Origin of the sequence: Vibrio sp. D3, assembly GCF_043995865.1 — a bacterium.
In the GTDB taxonomy this organism is placed as follows: Bacteria; Pseudomonadota; Gammaproteobacteria; order Enterobacterales; family Vibrionaceae; genus Vibrio; species Vibrio diabolicus.
The window spans coordinates 877386-891997 of the sequence record NZ_CP171886.1 but is presented as its reverse complement, the minus strand read 5'-3'; the positions used below and the strand labels follow the sequence as shown (position 1 = coordinate 891997).

15 protein-coding genes and 1 pseudogene are annotated in these 14612 nt (G+C 45.7%); 11 read left to right on the top strand and 5 right to left on the bottom strand.

Annotated elements, in window-relative coordinates; translation table 11 throughout:
- The first annotated feature begins 18 nt into the window (after positions 1 to 18).
- From groL to ACHFJ9_RS03800, 5 genes and pseudogenes are all read left to right on the top strand, one after another.
- Positions 19 to 1617, top strand: a complete 1599-nt coding sequence (gene groL, locus ACHFJ9_RS03820; protein WP_005395280.1) for a chaperonin GroEL — start codon at positions 19 to 21, stop codon at positions 1615 to 1617.
- Positions 1618 to 1722: 105 nt separating this feature from the next.
- Complete coding sequence (locus ACHFJ9_RS03815) at positions 1723 to 1932, top strand: hypothetical protein (RefSeq protein ID WP_005395278.1); 210 nt, start codon at positions 1723 to 1725, stop codon at positions 1930 to 1932.
- Positions 1933 to 2086: 154 nt separating this feature from the next.
- A complete protein-coding gene (locus tag ACHFJ9_RS03810) occupies positions 2087 to 3058 on the top strand; it encodes a leukocidin family pore-forming toxin (RefSeq protein WP_104970249.1) in 972 nt (323 codons plus the stop codon).
- Between the two features lie 135 nt (positions 3059 to 3193).
- Positions 3194 to 3523, top strand: a pseudogene (locus ACHFJ9_RS03805) (LysR family transcriptional regulator); the annotation flags it as partial.
- Positions 3524 to 3582: 59 nt separating this feature from the next.
- On the top strand, positions 3583 to 3954 hold the full coding sequence (locus ACHFJ9_RS03800; protein WP_005395273.1) for a VOC family protein: 372 nt from the start codon (positions 3583 to 3585) through the stop codon (positions 3952 to 3954).
- A gap of 101 nt (positions 3955 to 4055) precedes the next feature.
- Here ACHFJ9_RS03800 and ACHFJ9_RS03795 read toward each other — a convergent pair whose 3' ends face one another.
- Positions 4056 to 4277 carry a hypothetical protein gene (locus ACHFJ9_RS03795; protein WP_005481464.1) on the bottom strand — a complete coding sequence of 74 codons (222 nt, stop codon included), beginning with the start codon at positions 4275 to 4277 and terminating at the stop codon, positions 4056 to 4058.
- A gap of 125 nt (positions 4278 to 4402) precedes the next feature.
- On the opposite strand from ACHFJ9_RS03795, the gene ACHFJ9_RS03790 reads away from it, so the two are divergent.
- Complete coding sequence (locus ACHFJ9_RS03790; protein WP_256936723.1) at positions 4403 to 4930, top strand: TetR/AcrR family transcriptional regulator; 528 nt, start codon at positions 4403 to 4405, stop codon at positions 4928 to 4930.
- A gap of 44 nt (positions 4931 to 4974) precedes the next feature.
- Here the strand turns inward: ACHFJ9_RS03790 and ACHFJ9_RS03785 are convergent, their stop codons facing one another.
- The gene (locus tag ACHFJ9_RS03785; protein ID WP_237309371.1) at positions 4975 to 5925 is read right to left on the bottom strand and encodes a helix-turn-helix domain-containing protein; all 951 of its coding nucleotides are present in this window, start codon (positions 5923 to 5925) and stop codon (positions 4975 to 4977) included.
- A gap of 184 nt (positions 5926 to 6109) precedes the next feature.
- Here ACHFJ9_RS03785 and ACHFJ9_RS03780 point away from each other — a divergent pair, with 184 nt between their 5' ends.
- The 4 genes from ACHFJ9_RS03780 to ACHFJ9_RS03765 all read left to right on the top strand — a co-directional run bounded on the left by ACHFJ9_RS03780 (position 6110) and on the right by ACHFJ9_RS03765 (position 11056).
- A complete protein-coding gene (locus tag ACHFJ9_RS03780) occupies positions 6110 to 7522 on the top strand; it encodes an ethanolamine ammonia-lyase subunit EutB (protein ID WP_139060796.1) in 1413 nt (470 codons plus the stop codon).
- The gene (gene eutC / locus ACHFJ9_RS03775; RefSeq protein WP_104972275.1) at positions 7515 to 8399 is read left to right on the top strand and encodes an ethanolamine ammonia-lyase subunit EutC; all 885 of its coding nucleotides are present in this window, start codon (positions 7515 to 7517) and stop codon (positions 8397 to 8399) included. The genes ACHFJ9_RS03780 and eutC overlap by 8 nt, the downstream gene beginning before the upstream one ends.
- Positions 8400 to 8410: 11 nt before the next feature.
- Complete coding sequence (gene eat, locus ACHFJ9_RS03770; protein WP_005398344.1) at positions 8411 to 9814, top strand: ethanolamine permease; 1404 nt, start codon at positions 8411 to 8413, stop codon at positions 9812 to 9814.
- 186 nt (positions 9815 to 10000) lie between these two features.
- Positions 10001 to 11056 carry an NAD(P)H-dependent flavin oxidoreductase gene (locus tag ACHFJ9_RS03765; protein WP_395355309.1) on the top strand — a complete coding sequence of 352 codons (1056 nt, stop codon included), beginning with the start codon at positions 10001 to 10003 and terminating at the stop codon, positions 11054 to 11056.
- Between the two features lie 61 nt (positions 11057 to 11117).
- Here ACHFJ9_RS03765 and ACHFJ9_RS03760 read toward each other — a convergent pair whose 3' ends face one another.
- The 3 genes from ACHFJ9_RS03760 to ACHFJ9_RS03750 all read right to left on the bottom strand — a co-directional run bounded on the left by ACHFJ9_RS03760 (position 11118) and on the right by ACHFJ9_RS03750 (position 14002).
- A complete protein-coding gene (locus ACHFJ9_RS03760) occupies positions 11118 to 12518 on the bottom strand; it encodes a fructose-specific PTS transporter subunit EIIC (protein ID WP_152813424.1) in 1401 nt (466 codons plus the stop codon).
- A gap of 11 nt (positions 12519 to 12529) precedes the next feature.
- Positions 12530 to 12970: a PTS sugar transporter subunit IIA gene (locus ACHFJ9_RS03755; protein ID WP_005436338.1), complete on the bottom strand. Its 441-nt coding sequence runs from the start codon at positions 12968 to 12970 to the stop codon at positions 12530 to 12532.
- A 552-nt stretch (positions 12971 to 13522) separates the two neighbouring features.
- The gene (locus ACHFJ9_RS03750; protein ID WP_104041278.1) at positions 13523 to 14002 is read right to left on the bottom strand and encodes a peptide-methionine (S)-S-oxide reductase; all 480 of its coding nucleotides are present in this window, start codon (positions 14000 to 14002) and stop codon (positions 13523 to 13525) included.
- A gap of 193 nt (positions 14003 to 14195) precedes the next feature.
- Here ACHFJ9_RS03750 and ACHFJ9_RS03745 point away from each other — a divergent pair, with 193 nt between their 5' ends.
- Positions 14196 to 14585 (top strand): VOC family protein, encoded by a 390-nt coding sequence (locus ACHFJ9_RS03745; RefSeq protein ID WP_104973416.1) that lies wholly within the window; start codon positions 14196 to 14198, stop codon positions 14583 to 14585.
- Positions 14586 to 14612: the final 27 nt, after the last annotated feature.

The window sequence follows — 14612 nt, the reverse complement described above, 5'->3', positions numbered from 1 at the left end:
TTTTTTGAGGAGATAATTATGGCTGCAAAAGACGTATTATTTGCTAATGACGCACGTCAAAAAATGCTGAAAGGTGTGAACTTACTGGCGGATGCAGTAAAAGTGACACTAGGCCCGAAAGGCCGGAACGTTGTGCTTGATAAATCTTACGGCGCGCCAACCATTACCAAAGATGGTGTGTCTGTAGCGAAAGAAATCGAACTGAAAGACAAGTTCGAAAACATGGGCGCGCAAATGGTGAAACAAGTGGCGTCCAAAGCGAATGATGAAGCGGGTGACGGTACAACGACGGCTACTGTACTGGCGCAATCTTTCATCAACGAAGGTCTTAAAGCGGTAGCTTCTGGCATGAACCCAATGGACCTAAAACGTGGTATCGACAAAGCCACTGAAGCGGCGGTTGAGAAACTACGTGAAATGTCTAAGCCATGCAGCGACAAAGAATCCATTACCCAAGTGGGTAGCATTTCTGCAAACAGCGATCGCGCGATCGGTGAAATCATTGCAGAAGCGATGGAAAAAGTGGGTCGCAATGGCGTGATTACGGTGGAAGAAGGCCAAGGTCTAGACAACGAATTGTCTGTGGTTGAAGGTATGCAATTCGACCGCGGTTACTTGTCGCCATACTTCATTACTAACCAAGAAAATGGCAGCGTAGAGCTAGACAACCCTTACATCCTATTGGTGGACAAAAAAGTCAGCAGCATCCGCGAGCTATTGCCAGTGCTAGAAGAAGTGGCGAAATCTTCTCGCTCGCTATTGATCATTGCTGAAGACATCGAAGGTGAAGCGCTAGCGACATTGGTTGTGAACAACATGCGCGGCATCGTGCGTGCGACTGCGGTGAAAGCACCTGGTTTTGGTGACAACCGTAAAGCGATGATGGAAGACATTGCGGTACTAACCGCAGGTACGGTCATCTCTGAAGAAATCGGCCTAGAGCTTGAAAAAGCAACGCTAGAGCAACTAGGTAGTGCGAAGAAAGTGACCATCACCAAAGACACAACAACCATCGTGGGTGGCGCAGCAGAAGCAAGCGCGATTGCTGATCGTGTGGCTTCGATTGAAAAACAAATCGAAACAACCACTTCTCAATACGACAAAGACAAGCTTCAACAACGTGTTGCGAAGCTTTCTGGCGGCGTAGCGGTGATCAAGATCGGCGCTGCAACCGAAGTTGAGATGAAAGAGAAGAAAGACCGCGTGGACGATGCGCTACACGCTACTCGCGCAGCGGTTGAAGAAGGTATTGTTGCTGGTGGTGGTGTTGCCCTAACTAAGATCGCGAAAGAATTGGCGGATCTAAAAGGTGACAACGATGACCAAAACGTGGGTATCCGAGTTGCGCTACGTGCGATGGAAGAGCCTCTCCGTCAAATCGCAACCAACGCAGGTGACGAAGCTTCAGTTGTGGCGAATGCTGTCAAAGCGGGTGATGCCGATTACGGTTACAACGCTGCAACAGGTGAATACGGCAGCATGATCGAAATGGGTATCTTGGACCCTGCGAAAGTAACACGCTCAGCGCTTCAATTCGCAGCGTCTGTTGCTGGCTTGATGATCACCACTGAAGCGATGATCACCAACCACGTTGAAGACAAAGAACTTGATATCTAACGTTACCAATCGTTAGTGATTAAGTAAGTGTTAAAACAACAATAACATTGCAAAACCTAAGCGGGCTCGCTTGAGCCCGCGAATCAGTCATTTGAGGTAAGTGTTATGACCCGTTTACCTGCGTTTTCTTTCTCAATATCTGAGCCGAGCGGTAATGAAGCTTCGTCAACGTGGCCGACGGCTATTCACTTCCCCCTCGTTCCAGCTGGGCCAGAGTTTTCGATCGAAAATGCTCTGCCTAAACGTCCGACAGTGACAATATTCACTATCGATTTGTCTCAGTTATTTAAAGGGGACGCACGGGTCATTCATTAACTGCATCGAAACAGCCAGCGTAAGTTGGCTGTTTTTTTTCATTTCTGGGTGTAGGTCAAATTATTGATAATGTGAATCGTTTTCGTTTGATTGTCGCTACTTGTTCAATGTGTTAGCTTAAATTGGGACTGTTCCCAAGTAAGGTAATAAAATAATGAATAAGAAAATACTGCTTCCCTTAATGTTAGGGATTTCCGCTACTGCCGCTGCTTCTGATAACAAGGTTGTAGAAAGTGTCTTGATTGATGACATCGCGCTAGAAGGTTACGTGAAGAAAAGCTATGAGGTCGTGATGCAAAGCGAGCCTGAGCTTTTCCCGTACGCGTTTCGTGGTAGCCGTGTGCAAATGAAGTTACTGGTTGAGTTATTCCATAATTCAAAGAACGACAAAAAAGCGGCTCGCGTGATCACTCTAGGGAATGGTTATGTACCAGGTAATCCGGGTGTAAAACACACTTACGATGCTGCGATTGTGGACCGTTTTACTCAAAACTACCCAGTCGCGTTCGACTACAGTATCTATCAAGCTGGTGGCACGCCGGTATTTAGTGAGGATTACTCACCGCAAAACGAAGCCAATGATGTTTCCGTATCGACAACCACGGTTGCTCCGTCTATCGGCTTAACCGCGACTGCAACACCGGGCTCGGCACCAAGTTTTTCTGGCTCGTTGACGACCGACCTGGGTGTGGCTTATACGTCTCGCTACTCAAGTAAGGATTACGTCACCGCAGCCAAACCAAAGGCTTCCATGGAACGCGGTATGGGTGTTAAGTGGACCACCTCTCTTAGCCAAATTTACACCAACGATTACCAGTACTACGGTAAATGGGCGGGTGTTTACCACTACACAGGTTGTTCAAATGAGAACCTATTACCAGAAGAGAACTTGCCGCGTTTGATCTACGGTTTCAAACCGAAATTCCAGTACGTATTCACACCAGAATTTGAGCGCGGAGAAGAGCCAAAAACGGAGATGATCGCACGAGCTGGCATGAAAGAAGTTGAAGAAGGTTTCTCTCGCAATGCGTGTAACTGGTACGATCAAGGCACAACGAGCCACTACACTGAGGCACAAATTCGCTTCACGATTGATTGGGATAAGCTCACCGTTATCACTCAATAAACGTTTCACTTATCAGACCTAAGGTTTGTGGATTGTAATGCGGCTCTAGTAGCCGCATTTTTTATGGTCGAAACCTGATCGCAAGCGCATTAAGTCTTTAAGCCCAGCATCGCGCCGAAAATGACCAATCCCGCCCCACATAATTGGGCGGATTGGCAGCAATCAACACGTTGTGAAACCTTCAACGGCAACACTCAGCAATCATTTGCGCATTTTTATTTTTGCATACAAGCCTCGGTGGATGGCTTAGGCGCGGCGATGGGATCGTATCCTTTTGTTATAGAAGATATTAAGCGCGGTAATTTGGTCACGCCATTTGTTTTTGTGCTATCAGGTTGCAATTATGTTTTATTGAGCCAAGATAAAAAGCGTACAGAACTCGAACATAAATTCATCACGTGGTTACAAACGCAAATGGTAGAGTGTGTACCACTACCATCGCAGCAAAATACGCAAGGCGAATAGAAGGCGTAGAGCGTGATTACGTCAGTCAGTTTGATGGATAAGGGCTTAGGAAATTGGAAATGGAAAACCTCAATATTGTTGAAATCAAATCATTTGTTCCAGCGAAAGATTACGCGCTCTCAAAACGTTTTTATGAGGCGATAGGCTTTGATATGGCATCAGACTTCGGTGATGTGGCGTACTTCTCTCAAGGCAGTTGCGCGTTTCTTTTACAGAATTTTTATGAGCCAGAACACGGCAACAACTTCATGATGCACTTGCTCGTAGAAGACGCAGAAAGCTGGCATCAGCACTTGTCCAAAGTGGGTCATGAAGAATTTGGTTCGCGTTTAACTGAGCTGGTCGAGCAACCTTGGGGTATGCGCGAATGTTGTTTGTTTGACCCTAGTGGCGTTTTATGGCGAATCGGTCAGAATATGAATACTGATTAACGCCAGTCCTCTTTTCACCACATCTATATCGCGCAGGTATTGAGATCTCGATACCTGCGCGTTTTGTTTTTTGCTTAACCTTGCCAACGTTTCTCGCGCACTCACGCCTTTTTCGAGGTGGTGTGTGATGGACTGACCCCAAAAAGCTCCTCAAGCAACATGGCTTTGAGTTCTGCTCTGACTTCTGCCCCACCGATTAACGCCAAAAGTGCGAGTCCACCTGGTATGAGAATCACCATCAATATTGGTCTTAAAATATAAGAAAAGCAGAATATGGTCGGCAAGAAAATCAATCCTTGGCCTAGTTTGTTTAATACGTACATGAGCGATTCCTTTTGTTTTTATATAAAAATTGAGCGTGCTCATTTTTTATAATTGAGCGCGCTCAATTTGTCAATGTCAGCCGCTCAAGGTATGATCCTTTCAGGCTCATTAAGCAGATACATCAATGACGAAGCGACAACAAACCAGAGATAAAATCCTAAAAGCCGCGTGGGCATCTTTTGCTCAAAATGGCTATGACATGACGACCACAAGGCAGATTGCGAGAGAAGCAGGAGTCGCCGACGGTACGGTGTTCAGCCACTTCCCGACTAAACTGTCGATTTTGCGCGAAGGGATGCTGGCGCAACTGCAACAGATCAGCCAAGAAACGCTAGTCAGTGTGGAAGGTAAGACAGATATCGACATTGGTTTGGCGCTGACGGAGAAATACTATCGCTACTATTTTGCGAACGTCGAGCTGAGCCGAGCCTTGTTGAAAGAGGTGATTTGGGATTTGGATTATTACCAGTCGTTTAACCAAGCTTTGTTTGAATCTTCAAGCGGAAGCTCTGTTCTTGAAGACAAGATGCCGTTGATTTTTGACTGCTACTTCATGACGCTAATCGCACATTTGAGCCGTGCAGAACCGGATGTTGAAGCGGCACTTGAAGACCTTCATGCTAAGTTTCAGAAAATCATTGCGACTACATAAAATAGCCCCAACGCAGAATCCGAAAGAATATACTGCCTGTCATTTTATTTGCTGGACTCCCATTTTCTCGTTTCAGTTGGCGTCTCACCAAATAGCCGCTTGTAGCTTTGACTGAACTGCCCGAGATGAAAAAAACCAAAGTCAAAAGCGATTTCTGCAATTGTTCGATTATCTTCAGGGCTTTGTAGCACTCTACGTACTTGATTCAGCCGCATTCGGTGTATGAATTGCTTTGGCGAAGTATTACAGCAATGTTCAAAGGTGTACTGCAGTGTGCGGCGACTGACGTGCACAGCGTCACACAGTTCACTGACGGTGATCGGAGTTCTGTAATCTAAGTCGTGTAGCTGTTGCTTTATGCGGCGCATCACATGCTGACGATGAGAGATTGATATCGGGTGGCTTGCGCTTGGTGAACTGATTGAGAACAGTTCGAGAACGATGTCTTTTAAAACCACCTGATGTGTGCTGTCAGACCATCGCGATTCAGTGGGACCGAGTAAAGTACCCAAGTAGAATTTAAGTTGTTGAATGTGCTTTTCTGTTAGTCCCGCTAAGTGCGGTGTGTTGCAGCCGATACCGTCTAACTCGAGCTGTTTTTCTATGATTTGAACCAGTTTTCTGTCGAGTACTATCCCATAGATAGAAAACTGTTCAGGTGTCATTAACTCAAAATCTGCACCACCTTGTCTAAGCAAAAGCTGGCTTGCATTAAACTTGCTGTGATTTAGGTGTAGCGGTTTATTTTCCGCACTCAAACCCAACCAAATACCTCCCTGTTCAACCCTGCATTGCTGTCTTAGTGAGCGGTTACTGTCTTCTCGAAATACATGGAAATTGGGAAATCGTCGTTCTCGAATTTGACCTAAAAATCGGCCATCGCTGAGTTGATCGTATTCCTGTTGCCAGTTTATTAGGCTTGCAGCTTGTTGGTTTGCATCCTTTGTGTGATGGATGCACAGCATTGGTGCAGTTTGGGGTGTTTGGTCACTCATCCTTGTGATGCTCATTCCTTTTTTGTGAGTTATGTTGGAGCAGCTTTTATGTAACTCATTGTTTATTTTTGGTTTATGAATGTTGCCAGTTTTTGATAACGCTACGGAACACATTTGGCAATACTTTCTTAAAGCTTATTGATAGTTCAGCAAAAAGCGAACCAAATAGTGAAGAGGAAGAGCAATGACGGCAACTTATCGTCGGCAACAAGGCAGTAAAGTCTATACCTTTAAGTCATTGGCTGACTTGATGGCGAAAGCGACACCGGAGCGCTCAGGCGATGCGTTAGCCGGGGTTTGTGCTCAGTCAGCGGCAGAACGTGTAGTCGCACAAATGGCGCTGTCTGAGTTACCACTTAAAACGTTTCTTAACGAGGCGGTTATTCCATACGAAAGCGACGATATCACTCGCCTAATTATCGATACGCATGACCTTGAAGCCTTTAAACCGATTGAGCACTTGACGGTCGGGGATTTTCGAAATTGGCTGCTGAGTGAAGAAGCCGATGGTGAAACGTTGGCTAAAATTCGTCAAGGTTTAACACCAGAAATGGTGGCCGCAGTCAGTAAGATTATGCGCAACCAGGATTTGATTCTCGTTGCTAAAAAATGCCAAGTTGTCACGGCTTTTCGGAATACGATTGGTTTGCCGAGTCGCTTGTCTACTCGCTTACAGCCGAATCATCCCACTGATTCTCTCAACGGTATCGCAGCGACCATTTTTGATGGTCTGATGTACGGAAATGGCGATGCGGTTATCGGTATCAATCCGGCAACAGATAATGTGCCTCAAGCTATTAAGTTAATGAACTTAATGGATGAGGTGATTCAACACTATCAAATACCGACTCAGTCTTGTGTGTTAACTCATGTCACTAACACGATCGAAGCCATTGAAATGGGTGCACCAGTCGATCTCGTTTTTCAGTCGATAGGCGGCACGCAAGGGACGAATGATACCTTCGGAATCGACTTATCGATTTTGAAAGAGGCCCATGAAGCGGCATTGTCTTTGAATCGAGGTAGCGTAGGAAACAATGTGATGTATTTTGAAACCGGACAAGGTACAGCGTTGTCTGCGAATGCATTTCATGGGGTCGATCAACAGACTTGCGAAGCTCGTGCTTATGCTGTCGCGAAACAGTTCGATCCTTTGTTGGTTAATACAGTCGTTGGGTTCATTGGCCCAGAGTACCTGTTTGATGGCAAACAGATCATTCGTGCTGGGCTTGAAGATCATTTCTGTGGGAAGTTGCTTGGTTTACCTATGGGTTGCGATATCTGTTACACCAATCATGCCTATGCCGATCAGAATGACATGGATAACTTGCTGACACTATTAGGTGTGGCCGAGTGCTCGTTCATCATGGGTATTCCAGGGTCTGATGACATCATGCTCAACTATCAAACTACCTCATTTCACGATGCCCTTTACGCAAGAAAAGTACTCGGTCTGAAGCCAGCTCCAGAGTTTGAACAATGGTTAATGGAGATGCAGATTTTCGAGAGCGTGCAAGACGTTCGGTTAAGTGAGCAAGTCTCTCGCTCGTTTTCGGGAGCAATTAACCAACTGAATAAGGGGTATTCTCATGGGTAAAGTGATCACCATTGCTCAGTCCACACAAGATGAGTCTGAAGTTGTCACACACAACCCTTGGGGCAAGTTACGCGACTTCACCTCTGCTCGGATCGCTCTGGGTCGCAGCGGGAACAGTGTACCAACCAACGAGTTACTCTCATTTCAGCTGGATCACGCCCAAGCTATGGATGCAGTGCATTGCAGTTTGAATGTTGACTCTCTTGTTGCTGGTTTATCTGACTCTTACTCGATTCTTGAAAATACCTTAGAACCTCCTGTCGTAGTGAGCAGTCAAGTGAGTGATCGGCTTATGTACTTGCAAAGGCCCGATTTAGGACGGCAGCTCGATGAATCTTCTTGGCAAACGCTCAACTCGATAGCAAATGAGCATAACACTGACATTGATCTTGCGATTGTTATTGCTGATGGACTTTCTTCCGTCGCAATTCAAAACCATGCCGTGCCTGTTGTTACTCGATTGATTTCTCTTTTAAGCGCTGATGATGAACATCAATGGAAATTCGCACCTATCACAATCGTAAAGCAAGGAAGAGTAGCTGTAGGGGATGATGTTGGTGAATGTTTTAACGCTAAGGCCGTGCTGGTTTTAATTGGAGAGAGGCCAGGTCTAACTTCTCCGGATAGCATGGGTATGTATCTCACTTGGGGGGCTAAACGAGGCTCTAAAGATTCCCAAAGAAACTGCATTTCCAATGTGCGCCCTCAGGGGCTCAATTATGACGATGCCTGTGAACGCGCATTTTACTTGCTCAAGGAGGCTCGAAAATTACAACTGTCAGGAGTGAACCTGAAAGATCGCTCCGACATCAATGAGCCAGGTGGCGCAAGCGTTGAAGATAAACACAGCGACAACTTTTTAATTTCATCAAAGTAGAAGGATTTACTATGTCTAAACATCAGGAGTACTTGGCCAAAAGGCAGCTAAAAAGAGGCACCGCAGGTTGGATTTTACTTGCTGGCTTAGGTGTCTCGTATGTTATATCAGGTGACTTTGCCGGTTGGAACTTTGGCATCGCTCAAGCAGGATGGGGAGGCTTTCTTATTGCTGCTATCGCGATGGCAGTAATGTATTTCACGCTAGTATTGTCTTTAGCTGAAATGTCTGCGGCTATTCCTGCTGCGGGTGGTGGTTACAGCTTCGCAAGACAGGCGATGGGGCCGACAGGTGGCTTTTTCACGGGCTTATCAGTTTTGATTGAATATGCGCTCGCACCTGCTGCGATAGTAATTTTTATTGGCTCAGCAGTGAATGAATTGGTTGGTATCGATGGCCCTGTTGTTTACGCACTTTTCTACGCCGTCTTTATCGCTATTCATATGGCAGGGGTTGGCGAAGCTCTCAAAGTAATGATGGTCATCAGCGGTTTGGCTGTGCTAGCTATTCTAATCACTGCTGCTGTGCTTATTGGTCACTTTGATGTTAATAACTTATTCGATATTGCTCCGGCGACGGCTCAGGCAACAGAAATCTTGCCGTTTGGGTGGTATGGCGTATGGGCTGCGTTGCCATTTGCAATGTGGTTGTTTCTTGCGGTTGAAGGTGTGCCTTTAGCGGCAGAGGAGGCAAAAAATCCGGCGAAAGATGTTCCAAAAGGCATCATTGGTGCGATGTTGTTTTTATTACTAACCGCAACTCTGGTGGTCGTTCTTTTGGCTGGTGCGGTTGGTTCAAAGGTCATAGGCGATAGCGCTGTGCCATTAGTTGACGCGCTGAAGCTTACAGGCAACTCAACGATAGCAATGGCCGTGAACTTACTCGGGTTAGCTGGTCTTATCGCTTCTTTCTTCTCTATCATTTATGGTTACAGTCGCTTGGTGTTTGCGCTTTCCCGCGCGGGTTATTTGCCGCAAACTTTGTCATTAACCAGCGACAAAAAAGTGCCTTCTCGTGCGCTTTTGGTTCCGGGCGTTTTTGGGTTCTTGGTTTCTCTTACGGGGGAGGGGGACTTAATCTTGGCGATGGCTGTTGTCGGCGCGACGGTATCGTACGCATTAATGTCCTTGAGCCATATTTTATTGCGAATTAAACAGCCGGAGTTAGCTCGCCCATATAAAACGCCTGGAGGGATAATTACGTCGAGTATTTCTCTGGTGCTTTCTTTGATCGCAATGACAGGTGTTTATGCTTTTGATCCCTCAGCCTTTTTCATGACAATGGGATTGTTTCTTATCGGTGGTGTTTATTATGGGTTGTACAGCCGCAACAAATTGGTTGCAGCAACCGCCGAGGAAGAGTTTGCCATGCTTTCTGTTGCAGAATTAGAGCTTGAATCAGATGTAGCACGATAGCCATTCAATTCTTGTTCGCCACTACATCAAGGGAGCCATAGGCTCCCTTTGTCATTTCTATCAAAAGTGCATAGCGCACAAATGCATCACTTTAACTTTATAAGTGGTTAATCATGTGAAAGTCTAGTCTGGATAACTATGGCGCAGAGCCATCACAGGTAAAGGTTAAGTTTTCAAGGAAAGATCATGATAAACAAGGTATTTAATACACTTTTGGGGACAGAGTTACCGATTATTCAAGCCCCAATGGCTGGCGTGCAAGATAGCCAAATGGCCATTGCGGTGAGTAATGTTGGCGGGCTTGGCTCGTTACCTTGTGGAATGCTGAATAAAGAAGCCATCGTTAAAGAACTCCAACTTATTAAACAGGCGACCAATCGACCATTCAACCTCAACTTCTTTTGCCATGAAATGCCGGAATACGACGCTAACAAGCACGAAGAGTGGCAAAAAACGTTGCAACCGTATTTTGCTGAAGTTGGTGCAACCGTACAGGCTCAGCCAAACGCTCCGACAAGGATGCCTTTCAATCATGATATTGCTGACGCGATTGAACCATTTGCACCGCCAGTGATCAGTTTCCACTTTGGTTTGCCTGCCGATGACTTGTTAGCGCGAATTAGAGGCTGGGGAGGGAAGATCCTTTCGACAGCGACCACAGTGGATGAAGCACTGTGGCTGGAAGCAAAAGGCGTTGACGGCATTATCGCTCAAGGCTTGGAGGCTGGTGGACACCGAGGCATGTTTTTATCGGATGATTTATCTACTCAATTAGGCTTGATCGCGTTGTTACCGCAAATCGTCAAGCGTGTGAATTTACCTGTTATTGCAGCGGGAGGAGTTGCCGATAGAAACGGTGTTGAAGCCGCACTGAAGTTAGGAGCAAGTGCCGTGCAGGTTGGCAGCGCCTATTTGTTGTGTGATGAGGCAAAAACCTCATCTTTACATCGATATGCGATTGCCAGTGAGCGCGCGCAGCATACGGCGGTGACCAATGTTTTCTCGGGCCGACCAGCACGAGGCATTGTGAATCGCGCGATGTCAGAGCTAGGTTACATCTGTGAGTCTGCGCCGAAATTCCCATATGCTTCCATTGAAATGACTCAGTTAAGAGCGCTTATGGAGAAGCAAAACCGAGATGAATTTACGCCGTTGTGGTGCGGACAAAATTCGTCGGGTTGCAAAGAAGTTTCAGCGGCAGAAATGACACTATCATTAGTGGAAGGGATTGATTGGAATTGACTTATTCGTAATAAATAGAGCCCTTTGAGGGAAAGGGCTCTTAGGGGGAGGAGCTTAAGGTTTAAGCTTTCACAAGAGTCGCTGCATTACGCATCGCTTCTTTCGTTGAACACTCAACAACGTTTGCTTTTGCAAAGCGGTGAGCGTCTTTTACTTGGATATCGTGAGCTAGAATAACCAGCTTCGCGTTTGCTACATCTAGGTCTGTGATGCGGTTCTGGATACCGTTTTGACCTTGAGTTTCTACTTTGATTTTCAGACCCGCTGCCGCACCTGCTTTCTCTAGTGCTTTCGCTGCCATGAATGTGTGTGCTACGCCAGATGGGCAACAGGTTACTGCTACGATGTCGTACTCGCCTTCGCCTGCTGCTGGAGCCGCTTGAGCTTGTGCAGGTGCTGCTTCTACGATTTCGTCTTCTGCTTCTTCTTCAGCAACTGGTTTCCAGAAGCCAACGATAACTGCTGTTGTTAGTGAGCCTAGTGCGATACCCACAACGTACATTGGGATGTTGCTTGATACAGGTGCCGTGATTAGACCGCCCCATGGTGCGTGTAGCAGTACGTCTGTTAGGAAGCCGAACACACAGCCAACGATACCACCAGCAACGATTGAAGGAAGAACGCGTACAGGGTCGTTTGCTGCGAATGGGATAGCACCTTCAGAGATACCGATAGAACCCATGATTGCTGCTGCTTTACCTGCTTCTTGCTCTTGCTTAGTGAACTTCTTCTTGAATAGGAATGTTGCTAGTGCCATACCTAGAGGAGGCGTACAGATAGCGATACCAACACCGCCCATTAGCCATGGTTGAGTGTCAACTTGAGTTTGAGCGAATAGCGTTGCTACTTTATTGATTGGACCGCCCATATCGAATGCAGTCATACCACCAAGAATCGTACCTAGAACCACTTTAGAAGCGCCAGCCATAGAAGCTAGGAATTCGTTCATAGACGCCATGAAGATCTTGATTGGTTCACCGATACCCCAAAGAACGATACCTGCAGAGATAAGCGTACCAACAAGTGGATAGATGAAGTAAGCGCCCAACGCAGTCATGTTAGCAGAAAGAGGGATCTTCTTAAGTTGTAGAACTACACCACCAGCGATAAAACCAGCGACGATACAACCTAGGAAGCCGCCGCCCATGTCAGCCATGATGCCAGAAGAGATCATCGCTGGAGCAAGTGCCGGTTTGTCTGCAATTGAGTAACCAATGAAGCCACCAAGAATAATTGGGAACAGCACCAGACCTTTAATACCGATATTAGAAATATCCGCCAATAAACCGTCCGCAGGAACCGCACCTTTACCTGATGCCATTACCGCCAGCGCCAGTAGTACACCACCCGCAACGATAAATGGAAGCATGTGAGAAGTACCGAATAAAAGGTGACCTTTCATGGTACTTAGGAGTTTTTTGAAATCGCTATTATTGCTAGCTTGAGCTGTGATTGTACTCATAATTTCACGCCTTATGAATTAATTAAAATATTTAGTATTTGGTTTTCGTCTTTTGCGTTATGAATATCTTCAATAAACTCTTCGCTAAATTTTCCGAATAATTCTTGAAGAACATAAATATGGTGGTCGGCACCGTTATCAGGTGAAGCAATCATGAAGAATACGGTTGGTTTGACTCCCTCTTCGTCGCCATACTCGATGCCTTCGCGCTTTACGCCAACAGCGATTGCAGGCTCTGTCACCGCTTTGCTTTTTGCGTGTGGGTATGCGATGCCGTCCATTGAAGTCACGCTTAATGCTTCACGTGCTTCGATGTCGGTTAAAAAAGCCTCTTTGCTGCTTATTCGATTATTTTCGAATAGCATTTGCGCTAGCTCTTCAAAGACTTCTTTTTTATTATTTGCTTGAAGGTTGCCTTTAATTAAATTGACGTTTGTTAGTTCTGTAATCATTTTGTGACTCATTGGTACTGAAGTAATGAGTCAAATTTAATTAATGAAGTGGTTTTCGGAAATAGTAAAAAAAAACCAATAACTATACTTTTGTATCACCCAAGCTTAAGTGTGATAGCCGTCATTAATAACGAGGAATATTATAAAATTTATTATGTGATTTATATTCCAGTTATTTTGAAATTAATAATGAAGCTTAAAAATAAACGAGAAGGGAATCAAATATGGTTCAATTTTGCTATAAAAAAGAGGCTTTGTGCTAAATCTCCTCCAATAACCCTTTTAATAGCTCTATTTTCTATCTCTTTGAGAAAAGACATAAAGCGAGCAGCACTCTTGTTTTGAGCGCTTGTCGGGTTCAATGGTACAGGTTGCCCGTTGGCAATAGATTTATCACCACGCTCCTTCGTCGCGGAGCGGAGTGATGGCTTAGGAGAACTGCTAGTGAACTTAGCTAGTCCCTCCCCTTGAGACACATTGGCGAATGTCAGCTCCGAATCTGAAGCCAAGGGGAGGTTAGGAGGGGTTAGTACGCTGGATTTGGCTTATCCATTAAGACGGATTTTTGTACTTATGCAGCAAATCTAACGGGATATGGCAGTAGTCGTTTGGAAAGCGCGTGAGTCGGTCTTGGTGCTCATCATCACTTGGCACGTAGTTTGTGAGTGGCAGCACTTCTACGGCGATTTTATCGGCATCCGGTCTTGCTGCGATAAACGCTTTAGCAATCGTTAGGTGTTGCTCGTTTTGGCTATAAACACCGGTACGGTACTTTTCACCTACGTCTTCACCTTGCTTGTTAACACTGTGCGGGTCGATGATCTCAAACAGATACCCCATTAAAGTTTCAACCGAAACTTGTTCAGGGTCGAATTGGGTTTTCACGCATTCTGCGTAACCATCGTATTCGGATTGAGTGTTATCCGTCGTGCCATTTGCTCGTCCTGCTTCGGTGCTAATTACGCCGGGAAGGTGACGCATAAATTCTTGAACGCCCCAAAGGCAGCCGCCTGCGAAGTAAATCTCTTCCATCATTTTATCCTGTAAAACTTTGCGCCATTATGGACATCACTTTCGCTCAAACACAACTCCAACCATAGATTTAATGACTCATCGATGAGCAGTTCGGACATAAAACAGGAACAACTCGGTGGTGATTTGCTCTCTTTTTTGTGCTGCTTTTCCTCGTTAGATTGAGCGCAGTTAAGAGCTAAGGTGAATCCCAATGAAAATTGAACATATCGCGATTTGGACAGAACGTTTGGAAGAGTTAAAAGCCTTCTATGAGAAATATTTTAACGTGATGTCTAACGATAAATACCACAACCCAACTAAGCAGTTTTCATCTTACTTTCTTTCGTTTGAAAGTGGTGCACGATTGGAGTTAATGTCGATGGAAGGCGTGACCGCTTGTGAAAAATCTCATGCGATGCAGATAACAGGATTAGCACACTTTGCCTTCGCTTTAGGATCAGAGCAGGCGGTGGATCAATTAACCAAAACCTTAGTAGATGATGGTTACCAATGGATCGACGGTCCGAGACAAACGGGTGATGGTTACTACGAAAGCTGCGTATTAGATCCGGATGGCAACCGTCTAGAGCTTACGGTGTAACGCAGCTTCGCTTATTTCTATCGTTCA